Genomic DNA, 23,000 nt, shown 5'->3' on the forward strand with positions numbered 1-23,000 from the left:
TAACCTCCTAATCAGCTTTTGACAGTAAATATAAAAAGTAAGGGGTGCTTAGTACCGTAATGACAATCCCCGTTGGCACATCGCTGCCAAAACTAATCGAACGGGTCAGGGTATCTGCAAATAAAATGATAATCGCCCCTAATAAACCAGCAACGGGTAAAAAGAATTTATGGTTGGCCCCCACCAATTTGCGAGCCATATGGGGGGCTATCATGCCCACGAAAAAGAAATTACCACCTAATGCCACACTACCAGAAGCCAAGGCAATTGACGCCAAGGATAAACCTAAAAATTCCGGTTTAACCGCAACACCTAAGCCCGTAGCCGTTTCATTGCCGAGGTTAATGGCATTTAACACACGAGATTTGTAGATCGTATAAGTCAATAAAATGATGACCCAGGGTGCTAAAATAGCTAAATAACGCCAGTCATCTCCCCACAAATTTCCCGCTTGCCACCGTTGAATAAAATCCATTTGGCGCTCATCTAGCTTCAGACTAATCAGAGTGGTTAAAGCACTATAGCCACTACTGACGGCAACACCCGTTAATATTAACCCTGTTGGTGAAATCTCCCGACCACGATTGTATGACAACAGAAAAATAATCAGAGCAGATAGGAGCCCGCCAATAAACGCCACAATCGGTAGCCCGAAAGCGGAAGAAAAACCTTTCGTCGAAAATACTCCGATATAAATTAAGACAAACAAACCAGAACCAGAACTGATTCCCAAGGTTCCTGGACTAGCCATATCATTTCGTAACAAGCTCTGCATAATCGTCCCCGAGACCCCCATGCCGATCCCTACTAAAATGGCCAAAATAATTCGTGGTAGCCGAAATTCATAGACGATTAGAGCCTGCTGAGCCGTCCCCTCTCCCATGATAACAGCCAAAACTTCACTAGGTGACAGGTTCATTTTCCCAGAATTAATACTAATAATTCCAATCACAAAGGTGAGAATAATCAAGCCAACAATCATCCCTATATTTCGCTTCAAGCTATAAGCCGTTGTCTTCATTCAAATTCCCTCCGTTGTTTTTTCACTAAATATAAAAAGAAGGGCACACCGATCACGGAAAAAATAATCCCCATAGGCGTTTCAAAAGGCCGGTTGATCAGCCGTCCGATAATATCGGCAACCACTGTTAACAAGGCACCATAAAGAGCACTGGCTGGAATAATATAACGATAATCAACCCCCACTAAATAACGCATCATGTGAGGAACAATTAATCCCACAAAACCTACAGGTCCCACAACGACTACAGATAACCCAGTTAAAACCAGAACGATCAGCGTGGAGACCCCTTTAACCGCTTTTGTGTTAAGCCCCAAGCCGACAGCCACTTCATCTCCTAAACTCAACATGGTAATGGATGGTGATAGAGCGATGGACCCCAATACAGCCAATATAAAGAAAGGAAAAATCAACGTCAATTCACTCCATTTTGCCCCTGCTGTCCCACCAGCAGACCAGTACATTAAGGCATGACCTAAACGAAATTTAATGGATAGGTAGGAACTTAAGGCACCGAAAAGCATGGAGATGGACATCCCTGCCAATACCAAACGTTGAGGTGTCATACCTCGTCGACCTGTTGAGGCGACAAAATACGTCAATCCCGTCGTAAGGGCTGCGCCTATACACGCATAAAACATGACCATGCTATAGGTTCGATTAGGCAAAAAAGCCAAACACAACGCAATCGCAAAGGTCGCCCCAGAACTTATCCCCATCAAACCTGAATCAGCCAGTGGATTTTTTGTTGTTCCCTGCATGATTGCCCCACAAACCGCTAAACTACACCCTACAATCATGTCAGCAACCGTTCGTGGCAATCGCAGCGTTCGAATGATTTGATGTTCTGTCACCCTAGGATCGAAGTCAAATAAAGCCCCCCAGGCAGTTGCGAGACTCATGTCAGCCGCACCAAAAGCAATCGATGCCATAGCAACCATAACGAGTAACAGGAGGCCCAAAGCGATGTAAAAGGTGAAATTCCAAGATCCTTTTCGCTGCCCCCTTTTGATTGATTGTTGCATATCTTCACTCCATTTTATGATTCATTCGATAGTAGGTTAAAAGCTTCCCAAAAATATGTTTGGGAAGCTTTTATATTACTTTGCGCTAACCTTTAAATGCTCAACAAAATAATCCAATTGACCCGTTAAACTAGCCACATCTGAGTAATAAAACAACCCGTTGAGGTTCCCAGGTATTTTGGTGACATTGCCTTTTTCCACAGCTGGAATGGTTTTCCAAATCGCCGTTTGTTCAAATTCAGACTCTTTATCCGGCTGTAAAAACCACAAGATATAATCACCGAAATAATCAGCGGCAACTTCATAAGATAGTGAGCCACGACCTTCACCAGAACTTTTCACCAATTCTTCTAACTTGGCAGGCTTCTTCAATCCAATATAGTCATACAACAGCTTGCCACCACGAGAACCTGTCTCATAATAAACTCCGTAAGACCCGCTTCCCCAGTCTTCAAACAAACTAAAGGTCTTGTCCTTAAATTCATCTCCTGCAAACATTTCTTTGGCCCCAGCTAGCTTTGTTTCAAAAGTTTGGTTCAGCTCTTTGGCTTCCTTTTCCTTGCCAAGAACTTCACCTAAAAAGGTCAGGCGATCCTCTGAACTCGTTGCTTCCGACACCACAACTACTGGTGCTATTTTTGAAAATTTCTCAAAATCCTCTTTACTGTAGGTAATAATCAAATCAGGCTCATACGACAATAGTTCTTCTTTTTCCCATTTCTCAATGGCTGGTACCTCTTTAATCGTCTCATAAAACGGCATCGCTTCCTGTGCCCAGCCTGAATAACCAACAGGTGTCACACCTAAACTTGCCACATCACCTAAATACCAATTAACTAGAACTTTTTTAGGCTTCACAGGGACTTCCACATCCCCCATTTCAGTCTTGACAATCTTGCTTTGATTGTTTTTTTCTGTTGCCTCTTTGTTACTTCCACAGGCGGCTAATAAACTGCCGACTCCAACAATACTTAAAAATATGGCTAACTTTTTTTTCATTTTTACTCATCTCCACTTCTTATAGATATCATTCTATCTTTAATTGATAATGAGAATCAATCTCATTTAGAATTATAGATGAGTTTCAGATTATTTACAATCGTTTCTCGTGATTTTTTTCATTAAGTAGGATATTCGAAAAAAAACGCCATTCCACAAATTGAATGGAATGGCACTTTTGTCTATTTAGTTAAATACTGATAGTGAAACTTTAGATGCTCTTCGATAAATGTGGCAATGAAGTAATAACTATGGTCATACCCTGATTTTAGTTCATAGTGAACCTCAGGCTTATTCTCAGAGACCGTTAAGAATTTTGTGGAGACTAATTGTTCTTTTAAAAATTCATCTTGATCACCTTGTGACACTAAAATCGCTGGTACTTTTTCAGTCTGGCTGAGTAAGGCAGTTGCATCCCACTCCTGCCATTTTTTTTCATCGTGGCCTAAATAATGGCGAAATGCCTTTTGCCCCCATGGCACATCTGAAGGGGTTAGAATTGGCGCAAAAGCCGAAATCGAAGTAAAGCGTTCCTCTTCTTTTAACCCCAGAACAAGGGCACCATGACCTCCCATTGAATGGCCCATCACCGCCTCTTTACCAGAAAAATCAGGAATTAAACTTTTCACTATTTCCGAAAGTTCACCTAAGATGTAACTCGCCATTTGATAATTTTCCCGCCAGGGCTCTTCGGTTGCATCTAGATAAAAACCAGCACCCTTGCCTAAATCCCAATCCTCACTATCGGCAACTGACTCACCTCGTGGGGATGTATCTGGCATAACAACAGCTAGTCCAAGATCAGCCGCATACTTTTGAAAACTCCCTTTTTGAGAGAAATTATCGTCGTTACAGGTTAAACCAGATAACCACCAAACCAGCGGCAGTGGCTCCTCGCTAGCAGGTAAATACAGACTAAAGGTCATTTCTGATTTCAGTGTATCAGAATAATGACGATACTTTCGTTGTTCCCCATCAAAGACTTTGTTGCATTTAATTAACTCCACTGTTAGTGTCATATTAACCTCCATAGGATAAAACAGTTCGAATTGCTTGCCCTGCATGTAATAACTCAAAAGCCTCATTAATATCATCAAATGGTAAGGTCTGAGTGATAAATGGGTCGATGTCGATTTTGCCACTCATGGCATCCTCGACCATATCTGGTAATTGTGAGCGTCCTTTAACACCACCAAAAGCCGACCCACGCCAGACACGACCGGTCACTAATTGAAAAGGACGGGTAGAGATTTCTTTCCCTGCCCCTGCCACACCAATAATAATGCTTTCGCCCCAGCCTTTATGACAACATTCTAAAGCTGAACGCATCACATCCACATTGCCAATACATTCAAAACTATAATCAACGCCACCATTAGTCATGGCCACAATCACCTCTTGAATCGGTTCTTGATGCTGGCTTGGGTTAACAAAATCCGTCGCCCCCATTTCTTTGGCCAATCGGAATTTATCTTCGTTTAGATCAATGGCGATGATTTGTTTGGCTTTAGCCTGAACCGCTCCTTGAATGACAGCTAACCCGATGGCGCCTAAACCAAAGACCGCTACCGTTGACCCTTCTTCGACTTTTGCTGTATTGTGAACGGCACCAATCCCCGTAGTTACACCGCAACCGAGTAAACACATCTTATCCAATGGTGCTTCTGGGTTGATCTTAGCCAAGGAAATTTCCGGTAATACCGTGTATTCACTAAACGTACTGGTTCCCATATAATGGTAGATTGGCTCACCTTGGTAGCTGAAACGAGTGGTGCCATCAGGCATTAAGCCTTTTCCTTGAGTTTCTCTGACGGCACTACACAAATTAGTCTTGCCAGATAAACAAAATTCACATTCTCCACATTCCGCTGTATAAAGGGGAATAACGTGATCACCAACAGCAACAGAAGTGACGCCTTCACCTATTTCCACGACTACTCCGCCACCTTCATGACCTAAGACCGCAGGAAAAACACCTTCCGGATCATCACCTGACAAAGTAAACGCGTCTGTGTGACAAACAGAGGTATATAAAATCTTAACCATAACTTCCCCTTTTTTCGGTGCTGCTACGTCGATTTCTACAATTTTTAATGGTTCACCTGGACCAAATGCTACGGCTGCTTTAGATTTCATTAAGACATCGCTCCTTGTTCTATTTTATAAGGATATAATATCCTGTCACTTAATCAGTTAACAAGAACTATATACCTTCACTCTATCAGATTTTGAGAAAAAAAACTAATAAGGAAGCTAGTTTCAAACAGGAAAAAGGGAAGTCATCACTGACTTCCCTTTTCCACTGTTATTCAAAGACTTTGCCACTGGCAAACAAGGTAATCTTTTGAAAATGCAGAATCCCTGTTGCTACAGCAAATAACTGCCCATTGGTAAGATAAGTTTTTTCTTTAATTCTTAAGCAAGGATCCTGAGTCCCTAACTTCAAATAGCCAGCATGTTCTTCCGATAAATAATCCGCTGAAATTTGACGATCAGCAAAACCAATCTGCAGTCCCAGATTCTCTGTCAGATAATCATAAATCGAATGTTCCACAATATCCTTTCCTAAATAAGGAATGATATCCTGACGATAATAAGTCATCTCAACGCGAATTGGTTCTTTATCTAGATAGCGAATTCGCTTAACGTAATACAAGAGATCCCCTTTGGAAATACCAAACAACTCAGCAAGTTCCTGATCCGCCTCAATCGATTTTAACTCCAGCAACTTGGACTGGTTAACTTTTTCTCGAAATTCACTGGTCATTCCTTTAACCACGTTTAAGTTGACACTGTTATCAAAATTTATTTCTTTAATATAGATGCCACTTCCTCTGACTTGATACGTATAACCTTGATCAGACAGCAAGGAAATAGCACTTCTAATGGTATTACGGCTGGCCTGAAATTGTTCCATCAGCTCTTTTTCGGTTGGTAGTTTTTTGACCTTTCGGTAGTCACCTTCCACAATTTTCTTTGCCAGCACTGCCGCAATGTCATGATATTTAGCCACCAATACGCCCCCCATTAGTTCTTTATCTTTATAACCTGTAATTAGCGATTAATTGAGCGAGAAACCCGATTTAAGGTGTGACGCATCCCTCTAATAGCAAGTGACATCGCATAAATATTTTCCGCAGGTGCCATGCCACCATATCCAGCATCGCCAATGTGTTGAATATCCACCCCACAAATTTTATTGCGTAAAGCAATTTGTTTAACCGTCTCTTGATCGGCACTTTCTTGACTTGTGCCAATGGCAGACATTGTTAAGGATCCTTGACTCTTGGCCAATTTCACCGCTTCAATTAATTCACTGTCAGTAAAACCAGGAACCGTTCCGACAGCAGGGAAGAGAATAACATCAGCTCCGGCTGCCACAAACGCTTTGACTGCTTCCAAAGATGCCACAGGTTCAGCCACACCTGCACCATGCATTTTACCAGCAATAATTAGACCTGAGAAATGTTTTTTAGCGAGAACAATCGCTTTGCCGATCTCTTTGTTAGTAACGCCTGTCCCTGGGTTCCCAGTTAAACATACAAAGTCTAAACCTAATTTTTCAGCTGCTTTCAAGGTTTTTTCAGAGCACATCCGTCCTTCTGGGATTACCAGTAAGTCCTCTGCCATATCTGCCTCTAAATCCACGGGTTCCAAATTAGCCCCAATCGGTTTGCCAACTAAGCGCTTCAATTCAGCGATTGGGTTACCTGCGGCACCTGATTCCATCACCTTGATGATGTCCTCAAATGTGGTCATTCCCGGTAATCCCATAACCACTGGATTCAAGCAATCAAAGCCATTAAGCAAAATCAAATCGGCACCATAGGCTCTAGCAACTTCCGCATTGGTAATATCATTTGCCACAGGTGCCGCCATAACAACTGTCTCGGTACAAATAATCCGTCCTTCTGATGCTAAAATAGATTGTTTTAACTCTGAGCCGCTCATCTTCTCAATATCACTTGTTGAACAACTTAATAATCGTTTTACCATTTTTTTCACCTATCCTTTTTTCTATTTATAACTCAATTGCCCATGCTCTTCAGCAAACAATTGTTTATCCAATGTCTTAACAAACCCGAAATAAATCACAAAATCAATAAGAATTAAGATAATCTGTAAAACCGATGCTTTTACATCGCCACCAGTCGCTAAAAATCCGGATATCACTGGTGGCATCGTCCAGGGGACTGCAACTCCGACTGTTTTAGACACGATTCCCCCACTCATGGCAAAATAAGTGATAATAGCATTGGCCATCGGTGCCAAGGCAAAAGGAATGATTAATGTCGGATTCATCACCACAGGGACTCCAAACATAATCGGCTCATTGATATTAAAAACACCCGATGCCAAGGATAAATTCCCCATTGTTTTTAATTGCTTGCTCTTAGCGAAACCTACTAAAATAATCACCAGTGCCAATGTTGCACCGCCACCACCAATATAAACAAAATTATCCATAAAGGGCGAAGTAATAATATTTGGTAACTCTTTTCCGGCTTGTAAGGCCAGACGATTGGCGTCGGTATTGATTAAATAAATAGGATTTAAGACCGATCCCACAATATTTCCACCGTGAATCCCCGTAAACCAAAAAAGTGAATTTAACATAATCCCTATAACCGTTCCAATTAAGCTTCCACCTAGAACTCCCAAAGGGCGACCTAATACTAACATTACTATATCATGAATATTCCCTATTCCTAGTAATTCCAGGAATTTTATTAAAAGGGCCCAGAGAGTAATAATTACAGCTGCTGGTATTAAGGCTGAAAAAGATCAGCTAACCTCTGGAGGCACCGTATCCGGCATTTTGATGGTAATATTTTTTTGAATAAAACGGCGGAATATATCAGCACTTACTAATGAAACAATAATAGCCACAAACAGCCCTTTACTACCCATAAATCCATAAGAAATCCCTGCCCCACCATCTGCATCAAACATTTTTGGCGTCACAATCACGAAGGATGACAATGAAATAATTCCTGCTGATGCTGGGTCAACATTATACCCTTTAGCATAGTTATAGGCGATTCCAAAGGCGGCAATAATCCCCATCAAACCAAAAGAACCATCCACCACCTTAGCAAACCAAGCTCCTAAGTCTCCATTGGCCGCTAGCCAATCCTCATAGCCGCTAATTGGTAAATTTCCCAAAATTAGAAATATTGATCCTATGATAATTAGTGGCATGCCTAACGTAATTCCATTTCTAATAGCTAATTAATGTCGTTGATTGCCGATCTTCAATGCGATTGGTCCTAATCTTTTTTCTAACACTTCACTTAGTTTATTCATGGTTTTACCTCCAGTTGCGATTTTAAACGTGCATGGTTTTGGCCAAAAACCTATCCGGAATATTAGTACCAACTAATATAAGTTGATGGTACTATTTTCCGGATAATAATGCAAACGTTTTACTTTTTTCTTTCTAGGAACTATCAAATAAGACCTTTCTCCTGTATAATTAAATAAAATATAACATTATTTATTGTATAAATAGACTGAGAAAGGAACTGCTCATGCTAAAAATAATTGAAGTCATTCAAGATGCCAATGCCAAGAACTGTCCCTTACCTGCCCTAGCTTTGGCCTTAACCTTGCCTGATATTTGCAGCCAAATTGAATACCCAAATGAAAAAAATGTCGGTTATCGTTATCGCAATTGGTACAATAACCACGTGCATAAGCATGAAGATTTCCATTGCACCCTTAACACACTGAACAGTTATGACAAGCTCAATGCCATTCACGAGATGGAAGAAATGCTTCATAAGTTTAATGGTTATGCTTGCTACAAGCTACGTTGTTTATTACTTCACCAAGGGGATTCAGCGATGACAGGTGAAATTAAATACGACAATCTTTACTTTAATATTCATTCTGGTGAAGAACCCCGAACAGTTTCACCAATCACCAAAGATCAGCCACCAATCGAACATATTAGCATTAACAGTAAATTGTTATGCGACTATCTTTGCACTTACGCCAAAAAATATTATAACGAACACCCTAATAAAGAATTGTTTCAAAAAAAAATTTTACACGGGTAAAAAAACCAAGTTGGGACTAGTCCCAACTTGGTCTTTTAGTATCTGACACTAATTGATTGACTTCAACGATGCAATCACCTGATTGGCTTCAACAAAAAGCCCTTCAATGATTACCTGTACAGGGCGAATCCCCCTGATCATCCCTGCAATTTGCCCAGCCATCACTGAGCCATTTTCCACATCTCCTTGAATCATCGCTTTGCGCAGCGATCCTAGGGCCAACGCTTCCAATTCATCACGAGACCCATTGGCAACCTCCAAGGCTTGATACTCTTGAATCATCTTGTTTTTTATGCTTCTAACAGGAACCCCACGATTACGCCCAGTGACGATTGTCGACGTATCGTCGGCTGCCAAAATCACTTGTTTGACACTGAGTGGAACGGGACACTCCAAGGCTGTCAAAAAAAGAGTTCCCAACTGAACCCCTTGAGCCCCTAATGCAAAAGCGGCGGCGACCCCATGTCCATCAGCAATTCCACCTGCTGCAATAACCGGAAGACTGACGGCTTGTGCAACTTGAGGGACTAGGGCCATAGTCGTGGTCTCTCCTACATGGCCACCTGACTCTGTACCTTCTGCTATAATCGCAGCCACACCTAGCCCTTCCATCTTTTTGGCAATCTTAACTGAGGGCACTACCGGTATCACCTTAATCCCAGCCTCTTTCAATAGACTCATATAAGGCTTAGGTGTACCAGCTCCCGTCGTCACCACCTTGATGTCTTCTTCAATCACCACAGCGATCAATTCAACAAGATTAGGCATCATGAGCATTAGATTAACAGCAAAAGGGCTGGTCGTCCGTTCTTTACATGCTCTAATTTGTTCTCGCAGTTGATCGGCGGAGAGTCCACCTGAGGCTAATATCCCAAGCCCCCCTGCATTGGAAACGGCACTGACTAATTCATATCGCGCAACCTCTGCCATCGCTCCTTGAAAAAGAGGGTAACGAATACCTAATAAATCACAAATTGACTTCATTTTGTTTCACTACTTTCCGGTTAGTAACTTAAAAAGGTTAAGCCACTCCCCCTGATAATTTGATTCCGTACCTTACAACGCCTCTGTTAAATCCAAAGACTTAATTTCTAAAAACTGGCGAATACTTAAGGCAGCCGCACCATAAAGAGTGGCATTTGCCCCTAACGCAGAATTGACTAACTCCACATCCTGATTAAAGGAACTTGTTAGATGAGAGGCTATGAGCGGCAGCATATCAGGTATTTTACGAATAATGGCACTGTTTAAAAAAATGGTCTCCGGTGAAAAGTGACAAATTAGATTATTGACACCGATTGACAAATGAAACGCCATTTCTGCGATTATTGCTAAAGCAATGGGCTGTTGGTTTTGGTACTCCGTCATAAAAACATCCAAATCCGCTTCTAAGCCCGTTTTATTTGAAAACTCCTCAAGTACGGCTTTTTCAGAACAATACTGCTCCAAACACCCTTGATTGCCACAAGGACAAGTCCGCCCTTTAGGAAATAAGGTGGAATGACCAACTTCTCCTGACTTGCCCGCCTTCCCCTTGTGGAGTTGATTGTTCATAATAATCCCTGCCCCAATTCCACTATAAATACTCAAACTAACAATTTCAAAATCACGACTGGAGAAGGTTGCTTCTGCTATCGCCGTTAAATTAGCTTCATTTTCCAACATGATTGGTACGTTAAAAAGCTTACCTAATTCCCCTGCCAAGTCGATTTGATCCAAATCGTAATAGGGTGTAAAACTAATCCGATTTTCTTCAACAATTCCGTGTATGGCAATTGTAATGCCCACTATGCCATACGTCGAACTATCCTGACATTTAGTCAGATGATCATTGATTATTTCTGTTAGAATCTTCAAGACATTGCCTCGATTAACACTAAAATTTTTGATTTTTCTAGTATCAACAAAACTACCATCTAGATAAGTTAGAGAACTTGAGACGTAGTTATATCCTAAATCAAAATTTAAGGTATAGCCGGCTTGCTTATTAAAACCCATTAACACCGGTTTACGCCCACCTTTCTTGGCACTATTCCCCTCACCTAGTTCCTCAACTAGTTCTTTATCGATTAAACTAGCAGTAATTTCCGACACAGTCGCCTTATTCAAGTGCGTTTTTTTGGCTACTTCTGCTCGAGAAATCCTTTGGTGTTTAATAATTTGCTCTAATACCATGGATTCATTTTGTTTCCTAATCATGTATTTATCTACAAGCATTGCTTTCACTACTTCCTATTTTATTTTAGTTAACAATTATCTAGATAACTGAGTTGTTAGTTCATCATGCTAACGTATCGCCATTAGACTGGCAATTTTCTCATTATACTGAGACTGACATGCTTGATAATCCCTTTGAAAGTATTATATCATATTGCCCCTTCATAACAATCCTTACTCCCTCGGCGCCTCCATTCTCTCTCCTGAGATAATGATTGACAATTAACTTTCAATTCATTATCATATAGTTAGTACGATAAACTTACTCAAAAAACTTGGAGGTATTACAATGGAATTTTTCCCAACAATCAGCACAATCAAGTATGAAGGCACTCAAACTGAAAACGCTTTTGCATTTAGACATTACAACCCTGAAGAAATTATTCTTGGCAAAAGCATGAAAGAACATTTACGTTTTGGAATGGCTTGGTGGCATACCCTAACTCAAGATGGATCTGATCCTTTTGGTGCACCCGTTAACCAGCGTACATGGCTTACTGACGATCCAATGGAAACAGCGAAAAATCGTGTAACAGCCGGTTTTGAAATTCTGCAAAAATTAAACATGGAATATTTTTGTTTTCATGATGTCGACATTGCACCTGAAGGAGAAACGTTGCAAGAATTTTTAGACAACTTAGATATTGTTACCGATTTAATCAAAGAAAAAATGACCGAAACTGGTATTAAATTACTTTGGAATACGGCTAATATGTTTACTAACCCACGCTTTGTTCATGGGGCTGCCAGTTCTTCCAATGCAGATGTCTTCGCTTATTCGGCTGCACAAGTCAAAAAAGGGTTAGAATTGAGCAAAAAACTGGGCGGTCAAAACTACGTGTTTTGGGGGGGGCGAGAAGGTTATGAAACTTTACTAAACACTGATATGATGTTGGAGCAAGACAATATTGCCCGACTGTTTCAAATGGCCGTTGATTATGCCAAAGACATCGGACACGAGGTACAATTTTTAATTGAACCAAAACCAATGGAGCCATCGAAACACCAATATGATTACGATGCAGCGACTGCCATGGCATTCTTACAAAAATACAATTTACAAGATTCATTCAAATTAAACTTAGAAGCAAATCACGCGACCTTAGCTGGTCATACCTTCGAACATGAAATTTATGTTGCCAGATGTTATGATGCACTTGGTTCATTAGATGCGAACCAAGGAGATGTTTTATTAGGTTGGGATACAGATGAGTTTCCGACAAATATTTACGATACGACCTTAGCTATGTACCAAGTCTTGGAAAATGGTGGCATTGCCCCAGGTGGCATTAACTTCGATGCCAAAGTACGCCGTTCCTCTTTTGCCATGGAAGACTTATTCCTTGCTCACATCGCCGGTATGGATACCTTTGCCCGTGGTCTAAAAGCTGCTGCTAAACTAAAAGAAGACCGCTTCTTTGATAAAGAAATCGAGCGTCGTTACGCCAGTTATCAAACAGGTATTGGTGAGTCGATTGTCGCTGGTAACGAAACTCTAAGTTCTCTAGCAGCTTATGCCTTAGAGAATGATCAAATCACAAACGAATCAACCCATATCGAGTTATTGAAATCAAAATTAAATGACTACTTAGTTTAGTCATCTGACAGCTAAGGCAAACTTAAACTAGTCTGCCTTAGCTTTTAACAAGTTACATCACTTAAAACAGGAGGTTCAACATGAGTTATTTGATTGGAATTGATTTAGGCACTAGCTCTTTAAAAGGAATTCTACTTAATAGAGCAGGCGAAATCGTCACCATTAAACAAGAAGAGTATGAGCTTATCACCCCTCAAACAGGTTATAGTGAACAAGATCCAGATGTTTGGACAGATGCTTTAGAGCAAGTGATTCAGCAAATTATTCAAGAAATACCTGATGCCGCTGAGCGGACTGAAGGAATTAGTTTTTCAGGTCAAATGCATAGTTTGGTTCTACTTGGCCAAGAAGGACGACCTTTACGTCCAGCCATTTTATGGAATGATGTACGAACCACCCCTCAATGTCGGAACATCATGGAGAGAGCTGGTCAAGAAGTCATTAGCATTACTAAAAATCGTGCCTTGGAAGGCTTTACCTTGCCAAAAATTTTGTGGGTCAAGGAGCACGAACCTGAGGTTTGGCAACAAACAACCAGCTTTCTTTTACCCAAAGATTATGCCGGCTTTTATTTGACTGGCAATCAACAAATGGACTATTCTGATGCGGCAGGTACCTTGCTCCTAGACGTGGGAAAACGCACTTGGAGTGAGACCATTGCGACTCTATTTGAGTTGCCACTAAACATTTTCCCGAAATTGGTGAACTCTTCCGCGGCTATCGGTCTGGTGAAACCTGAACTGGCAAAACACTTAGGCTTTACCGCAGACGTCATGGTTTATGCCGGTGGTGCCGATAACGCCTGTGCTGCCTTGGGTGCTGGAATAACTCGAGAAGGAATGGCTTTGGCTAGTATTGGCACTTCCGGTGTCTTTCTGTCTTATGAAAAAGGTAGTCAGGCCGACTATCACGGTGATCTTCACTACTTCAACCACGCCGCGGAAAATGCCTATTATTCAATGGGGGTCACCCTTTCCGCCGGTTATAGCTTGAATTGGTTTAAGGACACATTTGCTGCCGATAAAACTTATGAGGAGCTCTTGCACAACCTTGGGGATATGCCAATTGGTGCAGATGGGTTGTTATTTAGTCCTTATATTATGGGAGAGAGAACCCCTTACGCTGACAGTCAAATTAGAGGAAGTTTCATTGGGATGGATGCCCGTCACACTCTTGATCATTTTACGCGCTCTGTTATTGAGGGCATTACCTTTTCCTTAAAAGAGTCACAATACATAATGACCCAACACGCTAAAAAAGCAATTGAAACGATCATTTCTGTAGGCGGAGGATCAAAAAATAAGCATTGGCTCCAACTCCAAGCTGATATCTTTGACACAACCGTTACAACTTTAACTAGCGAGCAAGGTCCTGCCCTTGGTGCAGCCATGATTGCTGCTGTCGGTGCCGGTTGGTATAAAGATATAAGTGAATGCAGCAAGGCCTTAGTTCACTATAGCGATCATTACACGCCTATTCCAGAAAACGTAGCAGATTATCAACGACTTTATCAGGTCTATCAACAGGTCTATCCGGCTACTAAGAATATCTGTCATGAATTGTCTGATTTATCTTAATTAAAAAAAGCGAATCAATTGCCAAGATCACTGGCATTGATTCGCTATTCTTATAATCGTCTTCTGTACCAATTGAGCCACCGAATAAAAGTAAACAACACTGCAACAATCATCACTTGGGTAAAAAATACTGAAAGAAATGGCCACATCTCAATCACTCCTACTCTCTGGAATCCTAGCGATACGTTATTTAACTGTTATTTTATATTCTTATTATACACCCAACTAGCTCCGTTTATTTCATAGATTGCCTGCAAACAATCGTTATTTTAAATTCATTCAGCAATGAGGTCATACCTACTCGACTTTTTTTCCCCAGTCCTTTAGTTGCTAGTTTCTTTTAAAGCCATACTCGCAGTCACTTTCTCATCTACACGCAAGAACGGCAAGTAGATAAAGACGCTGGCGACGATAATGGCGATTTGTAATACAGCTGCCCGCCAATCTCCTCCTGTCGCTAAAAAGCCAGAAATAACTGGTGGTGTTGTCCAAGGAATTTGGACTACCACATGATTAATTAAACCAGCCGCGGTAGCAAAATAAGCGACTGTCAATGAAAAAATGGGTGCCAAGACAAAAGGAATAATCAAACTGATATTAAAAACGATTGGTAAGCCAAAGATAATTGGTTCACTAATATTAAATACCGCAGGTGCCACTGACAGTTTCGCAAAGTCCTTATAATCTTTCCGACGACTAAAAATAAAAATAGCGATTAGCAACGCAATCGTATTTCCAGACCCCCCCATCACGGCAAAGGTATCTTTAAAAGCCATGTTAATAATATGTGGAATTTCGGTCTTATTAGCATAAGCTGCCATATTTTCCTGCATGTTTTGAATCAGGAACGGGTCCAGCAACGATCCTGAGATAACCGCTTGATGAATCCCAAAACCAAAAAACAAATTAGCCACAGACGTTATCAGTAAAAAGCCCGGTAATCCAGTTGTCACCTTACTTAATGGACCTGTAATAAGTTTGGTAATCAACCCATTCACATCCATATTAAATAATTGGTTGATAATAAAAGACAAGATAGCAAAGGATGTAATAGTAATCATAATCGGAATCAGAACATTAAATGATTTCAAGACTGCCGGCGGAATATTCCCCGATAGTTTAATTTGTAATTTTTCATTAGTCGATAATTTAATAAATAACTCGGTCGTTAACAAACCAACAAAAATCCCCACAAACATACCTGACGCCCCTGTATGTGAAACCGGAATAACCCCAGTCACTTCAATCGCTTTACTGGCAGTTTCAGGCATAAACATGGTCTTCATGGGGGTTAGTACAACAAATGTGGAAATTGCCACTAAAACCGCTGCAATATGGTTGGTGTAATTTCGACTGATACACATGTGATATGATACAGCGGCAACCACTAATAAAGTAGTTATGCTTAAGGTGCCGTTGGCAATTGACGTGCCGATTTCTTGAACTTTAATCAAGGTATCAGGGTTGATAATCTTTCCCATAAAGCCCGTTGGTTCCAAAATAACATAATTAATTAATGTAACAAAACCTGCCAACATCATAAACGGCATAAAGGTAGCAAATGCATCACGCAAGGTTCTTAAATGTATTTGATTGCCGATTTTCGTGGCGACGATTCCAAATTTTTCAAATATAATGTCTTTCTTCGTCTTCTCCATAACAGTTCTCCTCTTCATTTTCTGCAAACGGTTCCTCTGTCTACAACAAAATAATACATCATTTAATTATAAAAGTAAACCTCTTTTTAAAAAGATATATATTTTAATATGAAATAAAAAAAATCATGGAATAGTCCAATGCCTAGTCCATGATTTCTCTGATATTCTTAATTTATTAGACTTCTAATCCTATCAATTTTCAACAAAAACAGCTTCAAAAATAAAATCCTTATAAATATGTCGGGATAAAGAGTACTCAAAAGGCGTGCCTGACGCTAGCGAGACCACCTTATCCACTTCTATCATAAAATCGCCAGCTTCAATACTCAATAAACGAGCGTCAAATTCAGTCGCTAAATCACCCTTTATCCAGATGTGAGAGGACTTTATTTCCAAGTTCAGCTCATTACCAATGTAAGAATAAACTGATTTCTTTAAATGCTTCGGCTCCAATCCCGGAATAACCGACAGCGGCATAAAAGTTTGTTCAATGGAATAAGGTTGATGATCGATAAAACGACTTCGAATAATGTTATACACATAATCTTTGGCACTGATTTTTAGCATTTCAGCTACTTTTTCCGATGGTAGTTCAATTGAAAAGGTATGAATTTCTGAGTCCACATGCTCTTCTCCCACTACACTGAACAATCCTTCGTTAGGACCAAAAACCTTTGAATTATCAATTGGCGTTCTTAAAACCTCTGTCCCAAACCCGCTTCGACTTCGAATAATTCCTTCTGTTACTAACATATCCAATCCTTTTTTCACCGTCAGCTTACTGGTTTTAAAGTTTTCTGCTAGTTCATCTCCTGTTGGCAACTTATCGCCGATTTTATAATAACCATTAGTGATTTTTTCTTTTGTATCGAGATAAACTTCCATGTATCTTGGTATTTTTTTCATTTTTTTCATCCATTCTATCCTATAGATATACCTGCTACTATACTTTAACATAAAAATGGTCGTCATTTCCACTTAAAACATCACCTAATCACAATAAAGTATATATTTTTAATAATAAACATTTCTTTTTGTTATTAAGCATGATATTATGGTTGAGACAACTAACAGATTTATTAGTTTTTTAATGAGGAGGATATAGGATGAATAAGCAACAGTTAACATTTCCAAAAGATTTTTGGTGGGGGTCCGCTTGGTCGGCTGAACAAGCCGAAGGCAGAGGCGAGACTGGTAAAGCAGAGACTGTTTGGGAACGCTGGTATAAGGAGCAACCTTATCGTTTTTATAAAGGGATTAGTTCAGCCGTAACCACGGATCATATTCATCGTTATCAAGAAGACGTTCAATTGATGAAACAAACGGGTCATAATTCCTTTCGAGTGTCTATTTCTTGGGCAAGAATGTTTCCAAATGATGGTGTTGGCGAAGTTAACCCCAAGGCTATCGCTTTTTATCGTGACCTTTTTACTGAAATGACGCAAAACGGCGTGAAAGTTTTCGCCAACCTTTATCATTTTGATATGCCAGCTGCACTCCAAGATCAAGGGGGTTGGGAATCCCGTGAAGTAGTGGCTGCTTATGTTAAGTTTGCTGATACTTGCTTTCAAGAATTTGGTGATCTGGTCTATCACTGGTTTACCTTTAATGAGCCTCTAGGTCCTATCCTTGGTTCATATTTGGAAGACTTCCATTATCCTAATATCATTGACTTCAAACGTGGTGCCCAAGCAGCTTACTTTACAGTGTTGGCACATGCCAAAGCAATTGAAGCCTTCAAAAAACATCACTTAACAAGTAAAATTGGGGTTATTTTAAATTTAAGTCCCACCTTTCCGCGCAGCCAGCATCCAGCTGATGTTAAAGCTGCTGAAATTGCCGATTTATTCTACACAAGAAGCTTTCTGGATCCCATGGTTAAAGGCGTTTTCCCGACTGCTTTAGTGGATTTATTAGGGGAATATGATCAACTGCCACTTGACACAAACGAAGCTGATTTAAGTTGTATCGCTGAGAATACTTCACAAATTTTAGGCTTAAACTATTATGAACCACGACGTGTTAAAGCACGCCTGACGGGGATTAATCCTGACGGTCCATTTTTACCTGACTGGTTCTTTGATCTTCACATCATGCCTGGAAGACGAATGAACGAGTATCGTGGGTGGGAAATTTACGAAAAAGGGATTTTGGATTTATGCTTGGATATCAAACATAATTATGGTAACATAGAAGCCTTTATTTCTGAGAATGGCATGGGTGTTGCAGATGAAGAACGTTTTATGGATGAAAAAGGCCAAGTCAACGATAACTATCGGATTGATTACATCAAAGATCACTTAGCTTACTTATGGAAAGCCATCGATCAAGGCTGTAACATCAAAGGCTATCACCTTTGGACCTTTATTGATTGTTGGTCATGGATTAATTCCTATAAAAATCGATATGGACTTGTCTCACTTGATCTGGCCACACAAAAGCGAACCATTAAAAAGAGTGGTGAATTTTATAAGGAACTTAGTGATCAAAACGGCTTTGAGTACGATACAGATTTATTAGTTTAATTTTTCTTAAGCTCAGCAACGGTTAAGACTGTTGCTGAGCTTTTTAGCATTCGCTGTTGCCTAACATATGTATTCACTTATTCCCAATATAAGTCAACGGCTTTTTTTAGTACAATAAGACCTACGTACCAAGGAACATTATAGTAAAAGGAGTGGGATAATGAAAAAGAAAACAGGGTTATACAGCGGTCTCATCGTTCTGGGGGTTTTTTTGGTTGGTTGCTCAACTAATTCCAATACAACTAGTTCTACTAACAAATCTGAACCATCAAAACAAGAAGTGACCTTAGCTAATGCTCAGGAACTAAACACGATTGATCCATCAAATGCCATTGACTCTAATAGCCGCATCGTGATTAACAATATTTACGAAGGCTTATACCGGCTAGATGAATCGAATCAACCTGTTCCTGCTGGCGCAGCGGAACTACCGGAAATCAGTGATGACGGCTTGACTTACACGATTAAGTTAAACGATAAAGCCACATGGTCTGACGGAACAAAGGTAACGGCCGATGATTATCTTTACGCTTGGAATCGTGCTATTACCTCTGAGAGTGCCGCCGAAAACTTACCATATTTCACCAGCATTAAACAGGCAAAAGAGATTATTGCCGGCGATCAAGAGGCCTCTGAATTAGGCGTAAAAAAAATAGACGACTTTACCGTTGAAATCACCTTGCATACAGCAAGCAGCTATTTTTCTTCCTTATTAGCGAATCCCCCCTTTTTTCCGTTAAATAAAGCTTATACTGAAAGTCAGGGAGATAAATTTTCAATAGATAGCGATCACGCCATTTACAACGGACCTTTCACTTTGGGAGATTTTGCAGGTCCAGGAATCGGCGGTAGCTGGACTTATTATAAAAACGAGAAATACTGGGATAAAGAACAGGTTAAACTCGATAAAATCGACGTTCAAGTAATCAAAGAAACAAACTCAGGCATCGATTTATATAAGACAGGAAAAATCGATCAAGTTGCTATTTCTGGTGAGTACGTGAAAAATGAAGCTTTAGATCCAGGTTTTATTTCGGAAAATGCACCGACCATTGCCTTTTTCGGCTACAACCATACGAATAAGATTTATCAAAATGAAAAAATCCGTCAGGCTATTTCTTTAGTCATCGATCGCGAAGCCTTAGTGACAAATATCTTAGGGGATGGTTCCGCCGTTGCTACTGGAATTGTGCCACCAAAGTTACAAATTAACCTAAACACAGGAAAAGACTTCACCGAAGATGCTGGGAATTTGTTGAAAACCGATGTTACTGAAGCTAAAAAACTATGGGCTGAAGCAAAAAGAGAACTCAATATCGAAGACTTAACGATCCGACTGATTTCCTTTGATTCTGATCGAATGAAGAGCTTAGGCACTTATATTCAAGGTGCCATTGAAGAAAATTTAGCAGGTGCTAAAGTCGATGTCAACATCAGCCCCGTAGGCGTTTTTATCGAGCAAGCCACCAAGCAGGATTTTGATATCTACATGCCGACATGGGGAGCGGATTATGCCGATGCTTCAAGTCTTCTTAGTTTGTTCCAGTCTGATTCAGCTAGTAATTGGGGTAAATATAATAACCCTGAATACGACAAACAACTGTTGGACGCAAGTAGTACCAATGCCAATAACTCTGAAGCCCGCTGGACTAATCTACAAGACGCTCAAAGAATCATTTTGAAAGAGGCTGGCGTCACGCCAATTTATTTCCAAAGTAGTGCTTTCTTAAGAAATCCCCAATTTAAAGGCGTTGTTTATCATACAACAGGGCCTAGTTTAGATTACAAAACAGCATACTTGGAAGAATAAAAAAACAGCTCTGGTGAATCATCCAGAGCTGTTTTTATAGGTACATTTTCATCTTTCCAAAAAAGTCATTATTTACTTTTATTGGTTTTATTACGTCTTACAAGATAGATAACTACTAGAATTATCAAGACAACGCCAAGAATTGACACTGCCCATTTGGCTTTTTCTTCACCGGTTTGTGGCAATTTTAAAAGACCGCCTTTTTCATCAGCTTTTTTAGTATCTGATGAGGCTACTGGAACATCAGCCTTTTTAGTATCTGATGTAGAGGGTGTTGTATTGGTTGTCATTCCGTAGGCTTCTGCATTGAGAATATAGGCCATTCTGCCAGCCCCTAAAGTTTGGCCGTCTTCTTTAATTTGTCGCTCAAAACCATCTAAATGAGTTAATGTTGCGATTAACACGTCATCACTCATCTCTTTGCCAGCCATAAAGCTACTGTTGCTAGGATAAAGTGCACTTAAATACTGTTGCAACTTAGCTACTTGGGGAATCATTTCAGCAAAACTATTAAAATTACTAGGATTAAACGACAGTTGTGCCAAAGCTTTATCGATAGACACCGTCTTATCGACATAGAGTGTATTTAATAATCTAACATAAGAACTAAAATCCATTCCTGAAATATCGAAACCGTATCGTTGAAATAATGTCATCGTATCCTCAAGTTGTGAATCAGTATACTTGGCTAGTGCCTCTTGACTAATACCATATTCTGAATTTTCTAGTAGCGCTTGACGAATGTAACTTGCTGGATAATCACTATCTAATGGTACCTCTTCTCCAGTTTTCTCTCCCAGTTGATCTCTAATCAGGGCTTCCACCTCGTTCTCAATCGTTTGAACGTCCTCTTTCGAAATCGACGATTCAGGCACACTCTCTGTTTGGTTGGTACTAGATGATTCTGTTGATTCCTGAACAGCTTCACTGCTGCTTGTTTCAGTTGTCGCCACCGTTTTCTCTGCTGGCACAATTGTGTCTTCCGCCCATGCAGTTTGGCTCATTCCCATTAATAATACTACCATCATAATTGCCTTACCTAATTTCTGTTTCATTTCCATCACTCCTTTGTAATCTTTATGTAACAATCGTAACACATGCGTTACAATAAAAATAGACAAATTCAAAATAATCTCCCTATTTAATAAATTCTTTACTTTTAACACCACAGAAAAGCAATCTGACCATTAAGTAACTAGCATAAGTAGATTAACCCCCTTCAGCCTCAATAAAACAGGCTCACAGCAAAAAAAGACAGGCATCACTCAACCTGTCCGTGACGATTTCGTTTGATAAAGGTATAAGGCATCTTCACCTTGTCCAATCTTTTGTCAAAAAACAACTGAAAAGCTTTTTCTCCACATTGAATAACGTGATGATCAATCGTTGAAAACGCCATAATATCACTGACTAATAAATTCTCCCGACCTATAATGAGCGGCTCTGTTTCTTGCTGATAGTTTCTAAGGATTGAGGCGGCTACTTCATCACCATTAGCCAGAATCCCATCAATATCACGCTCTTTAAAATGTGCTGCCGCTTCTACCCCATCTGCAACTGTCAAACAGTCCCAAAAAATATGGTCATCAGTAAAATTGGGAAAAATTTCCTGACATAACTGAATTGTCAGGCGAGAATTTCGACTCACCCCCTTGCTTCTACCAAGGGTAATACCTAGTTTTTTTACACCGGCTACCTTCAATGAGGTCAAGGCTTCTCGTAAAGATCCAGCTAAATCAATATAGACACTCCCCACCTCTATATCCGGCGTTTCTTCACAAAAGATGATGGGACCGTATTTAAAATAGGGGATAAACGTTTCAATCGGATTTGCTCGTGTAGCGACCAATAAGCCATCAAACTCTTTGGTGGCAAATTCATTGAGATAGGCAAGCTCTAATTCCTGATCAAAATTCGTTGGTAACAGGGTAATCTTGTAAGAATGAGCAAAAGCCGCTTGAGTCATGCCACTTAACAATTGATCGAAGTATGGGTAATTAACAAATGGAATAATAATGCCTACATTCCTAGTCTTACCATAACTCAAATTTTGAGCCATCCGATTTGGCACATAGTTTAATTCATTCATTACCCCTAAGATTTTTTGACGCTTTTCCTCATCAACATAGGGATAATCATTAATTACCCGTGAAATCATTGAAACCGAATAACCTGTCAGCTTGGCAATGTCTCTAATGGTCGTCATCTTTAACCCCTCACTTTTTCACATAAGTTCCTTTCTAAATAGTCTACCATAGCTAAGCCTTGATTAAAAATACGATAGTCTTCGCCTTCATAGGTAAAGGTAATTTGTCTGCTTCCCCATAATTCAATCACAAATAAATCTTGAATGCTTCCTAACCGAATCTCCCTCTGTACTGCCTTACGAAACCCTTGGATACTTCTCAAAGACATCACGCCATCTTCAATATGAACAAAAACATGGAAATAAGTTTCGCCAATCTTCACATACGTATTCATTCTCAATCCCTCATTTCATTTTATTTAA

General features: G+C 40.1%; 19 protein-coding genes and 1 pseudogene. 5 read left to right on the forward strand and 15 right to left on the reverse strand.

Going from position 1 to position 23,000, the window contains the following annotated elements:
- Positions 1–7 precede the first annotated feature (7 nt).
- The 8 genes and pseudogenes from RWN13_RS10940 to celB all read right to left on the reverse strand — a co-directional run bounded on the left by RWN13_RS10940 (position 8) and on the right by celB (position 8,271).
- Positions 8–1,021 carry an iron ABC transporter permease gene (locus RWN13_RS10940; RefSeq protein WP_314063297.1) on the reverse strand — a complete coding sequence of 338 codons (1,014 nt, stop codon included), beginning with the start codon at positions 1,019–1,021 and terminating at the stop codon, positions 8–10.
- The gene (locus RWN13_RS10945) at positions 1,018–2,046 is read right to left on the reverse strand and encodes an iron ABC transporter permease (protein WP_314063299.1); all 1,029 of its coding nucleotides are present in this window, start codon (positions 2,044–2,046) and stop codon (positions 1,018–1,020) included. Before RWN13_RS10945 ends, RWN13_RS10940 begins: the two co-directional genes overlap by 4 nt.
- Before the next feature lie 75 nt (positions 2,047–2,121).
- Positions 2,122–3,045: an ABC transporter substrate-binding protein gene (locus RWN13_RS10950; RefSeq protein WP_314063302.1), complete on the reverse strand. Its 924-nt coding sequence runs from the start codon at positions 3,043–3,045 to the stop codon at positions 2,122–2,124.
- 182 nt (positions 3,046–3,227) lie between these two features.
- Entirely contained in the window at positions 3,228–4,052 is an 825-nt protein-coding gene (gene fghA / locus RWN13_RS10955; RefSeq protein ID WP_314063474.1) for an S-formylglutathione hydrolase, read from the reverse strand.
- 13 nt (positions 4,053–4,065) lie between these two features.
- Positions 4,066–5,181, reverse strand: a complete 1,116-nt coding sequence (locus RWN13_RS10960; protein ID WP_314063305.1) for an S-(hydroxymethyl)glutathione dehydrogenase/class III alcohol dehydrogenase — start codon at positions 5,179–5,181, stop codon at positions 4,066–4,068.
- 169 nt (positions 5,182–5,350) lie between these two features.
- Positions 5,351–6,058: a GntR family transcriptional regulator gene (locus RWN13_RS10965; protein WP_314063308.1), complete on the reverse strand. Its 708-nt coding sequence runs from the start codon at positions 6,056–6,058 to the stop codon at positions 5,351–5,353.
- Between the two features lie 41 nt (positions 6,059–6,099).
- Positions 6,100–7,041: a haloacid dehalogenase-like hydrolase gene (locus RWN13_RS10970; RefSeq protein WP_314063309.1), complete on the reverse strand. Its 942-nt coding sequence runs from the start codon at positions 7,039–7,041 to the stop codon at positions 6,100–6,102.
- Positions 7,042–7,062: 21 nt separating this feature from the next.
- Positions 7,063–8,271: pseudogene (gene celB, locus RWN13_RS10975) on the reverse strand (PTS cellobiose transporter subunit IIC).
- 305 nt (positions 8,272–8,576) lie between these two features.
- Between celB and RWN13_RS10980 the strand changes: the two are divergent.
- Entirely contained in the window at positions 8,577–9,107 is a 531-nt protein-coding gene (locus tag RWN13_RS10980; protein ID WP_314063311.1) for a hypothetical protein, read from the forward strand.
- Positions 9,108–9,155: 48 nt separating this feature from the next.
- Here the strand turns inward: RWN13_RS10980 and RWN13_RS10985 are convergent, their stop codons facing one another.
- Both RWN13_RS10985 and RWN13_RS10990 read right to left on the reverse strand, forming a co-directional pair.
- Entirely contained in the window at positions 9,156–10,091 is a 936-nt protein-coding gene (locus RWN13_RS10985) for a DUF561 domain-containing protein (RefSeq protein WP_314063312.1), read from the reverse strand.
- Positions 10,092–10,163: 72 nt separating this feature from the next.
- Positions 10,164–11,324 (reverse strand): ROK family transcriptional regulator, encoded by a 1,161-nt coding sequence (locus RWN13_RS10990; protein ID WP_314063313.1) that lies wholly within the window; start codon positions 11,322–11,324, stop codon positions 10,164–10,166.
- Positions 11,325–11,613: 289 nt separating this feature from the next.
- On the opposite strand from RWN13_RS10990, the gene xylA reads away from it, so the two are divergent.
- Both xylA and xylB read left to right on the forward strand, forming a co-directional pair.
- A complete protein-coding gene (gene xylA / locus RWN13_RS10995; RefSeq protein WP_314063315.1) occupies positions 11,614–12,921 on the forward strand; it encodes a xylose isomerase in 1,308 nt (435 codons plus the stop codon).
- Between the two features lie 80 nt (positions 12,922–13,001).
- A complete protein-coding gene (gene xylB, locus RWN13_RS11000) occupies positions 13,002–14,498 on the forward strand; it encodes a xylulokinase (protein WP_314063317.1) in 1,497 nt (498 codons plus the stop codon).
- Positions 14,499–14,821: 323 nt separating this feature from the next.
- On the opposite strand, the gene RWN13_RS11005 is transcribed toward xylB, so the two are convergent.
- A complete protein-coding gene (locus RWN13_RS11005; protein WP_314063319.1) occupies positions 14,822–16,156 on the reverse strand; it encodes a PTS sugar transporter subunit IIC in 1,335 nt (444 codons plus the stop codon).
- Between the two features lie 192 nt (positions 16,157–16,348).
- Positions 16,349–17,062 (reverse strand): GntR family transcriptional regulator, encoded by a 714-nt coding sequence (locus RWN13_RS11010; protein ID WP_314063477.1) that lies wholly within the window; start codon positions 17,060–17,062, stop codon positions 16,349–16,351.
- Positions 17,063–17,262: 200 nt separating this feature from the next.
- On the opposite strand from RWN13_RS11010, the gene RWN13_RS11015 reads away from it, so the two are divergent.
- Positions 17,263–18,681: a glycoside hydrolase family 1 protein gene (locus RWN13_RS11015; protein WP_314063322.1), complete on the forward strand. Its 1,419-nt coding sequence runs from the start codon at positions 17,263–17,265 to the stop codon at positions 18,679–18,681.
- Positions 18,682–18,841: 160 nt separating this feature from the next.
- Entirely contained in the window at positions 18,842–20,491 is a 1,650-nt protein-coding gene (locus RWN13_RS11020; protein ID WP_314063324.1) for a peptide ABC transporter substrate-binding protein, read from the forward strand.
- Between the two features lie 68 nt (positions 20,492–20,559).
- Here the strand turns inward: RWN13_RS11020 and RWN13_RS11025 are convergent, their stop codons facing one another.
- From RWN13_RS11025 to RWN13_RS11035, 3 genes are all read right to left on the reverse strand, one after another.
- A complete protein-coding gene (locus RWN13_RS11025; protein ID WP_314063326.1) occupies positions 20,560–21,546 on the reverse strand; it encodes an LPXTG cell wall anchor domain-containing protein in 987 nt (328 codons plus the stop codon).
- Between the two features lie 206 nt (positions 21,547–21,752).
- Positions 21,753–22,697 (reverse strand): LacI family DNA-binding transcriptional regulator, encoded by a 945-nt coding sequence (locus RWN13_RS11030; RefSeq protein WP_314063328.1) that lies wholly within the window; start codon positions 22,695–22,697, stop codon positions 21,753–21,755.
- 2 nt (positions 22,698–22,699) lie between these two features.
- Positions 22,700–22,972 carry a hypothetical protein gene (locus RWN13_RS11035; RefSeq protein ID WP_314063329.1) on the reverse strand — a complete coding sequence of 91 codons (273 nt, stop codon included), beginning with the start codon at positions 22,970–22,972 and terminating at the stop codon, positions 22,700–22,702.
- Positions 22,973–23,000: the final 28 nt, after the last annotated feature.

The sequence above is a fragment of the uncultured Vagococcus sp. genome, from assembly GCF_963518325.1.
Lineage (GTDB): Bacteria > Bacillota > Bacilli > Lactobacillales > Vagococcaceae > Vagococcus_D.

What these genes read in the sequence shown, in the direction of transcription:
- RWN13_RS10940 (WP_314063297.1), bottom strand. Translation starts at nt 1,021, where the DNA reads ATGAAGACAACGGCTTATAGCTTGAAGCGAAATATAGGGATGATTGTT.
- RWN13_RS10945 (WP_314063299.1), bottom strand. Translation starts at nt 2,046, where the DNA reads ATGCAACAATCAATCAAAAGGGGGCAGCGAAAAGGATCTTGGAATTTC.
- RWN13_RS10950 (WP_314063302.1), bottom strand. Translation starts at nt 3,045, where the DNA reads ATGAAAAAAAAGTTAGCCATATTTTTAAGTATTGTTGGAGTCGGCAGT.
- RWN13_RS10960 (WP_314063305.1), bottom strand. Translation starts at nt 5,181, where the DNA reads ATGAAATCTAAAGCAGCCGTAGCATTTGGTCCAGGTGAACCATTAAAA.
- RWN13_RS10970 (WP_314063309.1), bottom strand. Translation starts at nt 7,041, where the DNA reads ATGGTAAAACGATTATTAAGTTGTTCAACAAGTGATATTGAGAAGATG.
- RWN13_RS10980 (WP_314063311.1), top strand. Translation starts at nt 8,577, where the DNA reads ATGCTAAAAATAATTGAAGTCATTCAAGATGCCAATGCCAAGAACTGT.
- RWN13_RS10985 (WP_314063312.1), bottom strand. Translation starts at nt 10,091, where the DNA reads ATGAAGTCAATTTGTGATTTATTAGGTATTCGTTACCCTCTTTTTCAA.
- RWN13_RS10990 (WP_314063313.1), bottom strand. Translation starts at nt 11,324, where the DNA reads ATGCTTGTAGATAAATACATGATTAGGAAACAAAATGAATCCATGGTA.
- xylA (WP_314063315.1), top strand. Translation starts at nt 11,614, where the DNA reads ATGGAATTTTTCCCAACAATCAGCACAATCAAGTATGAAGGCACTCAA.
- xylB (WP_314063317.1), top strand. Translation starts at nt 13,002, where the DNA reads ATGAGTTATTTGATTGGAATTGATTTAGGCACTAGCTCTTTAAAAGGA.
- RWN13_RS11005 (WP_314063319.1), bottom strand. Translation starts at nt 16,156, where the DNA reads ATGGAGAAGACGAAGAAAGACATTATATTTGAAAAATTTGGAATCGTC.
- RWN13_RS11010 (WP_314063477.1), bottom strand. Translation starts at nt 17,062, where the DNA reads ATGAAAAAAATACCAAGATACATGGAAGTTTATCTCGATACAAAAGAA.
- RWN13_RS11015 (WP_314063322.1), top strand. Translation starts at nt 17,263, where the DNA reads ATGAATAAGCAACAGTTAACATTTCCAAAAGATTTTTGGTGGGGGTCC.
- RWN13_RS11020 (WP_314063324.1), top strand. Translation starts at nt 18,842, where the DNA reads ATGAAAAAGAAAACAGGGTTATACAGCGGTCTCATCGTTCTGGGGGTT.
- RWN13_RS11025 (WP_314063326.1), bottom strand. Translation starts at nt 21,546, where the DNA reads ATGAAACAGAAATTAGGTAAGGCAATTATGATGGTAGTATTATTAATG.
- RWN13_RS11030 (WP_314063328.1), bottom strand. Translation starts at nt 22,697, where the DNA reads ATGACGACCATTAGAGACATTGCCAAGCTGACAGGTTATTCGGTTTCA.
- RWN13_RS11035 (WP_314063329.1), bottom strand. Translation starts at nt 22,972, where the DNA reads ATGAATACGTATGTGAAGATTGGCGAAACTTATTTCCATGTTTTTGTT.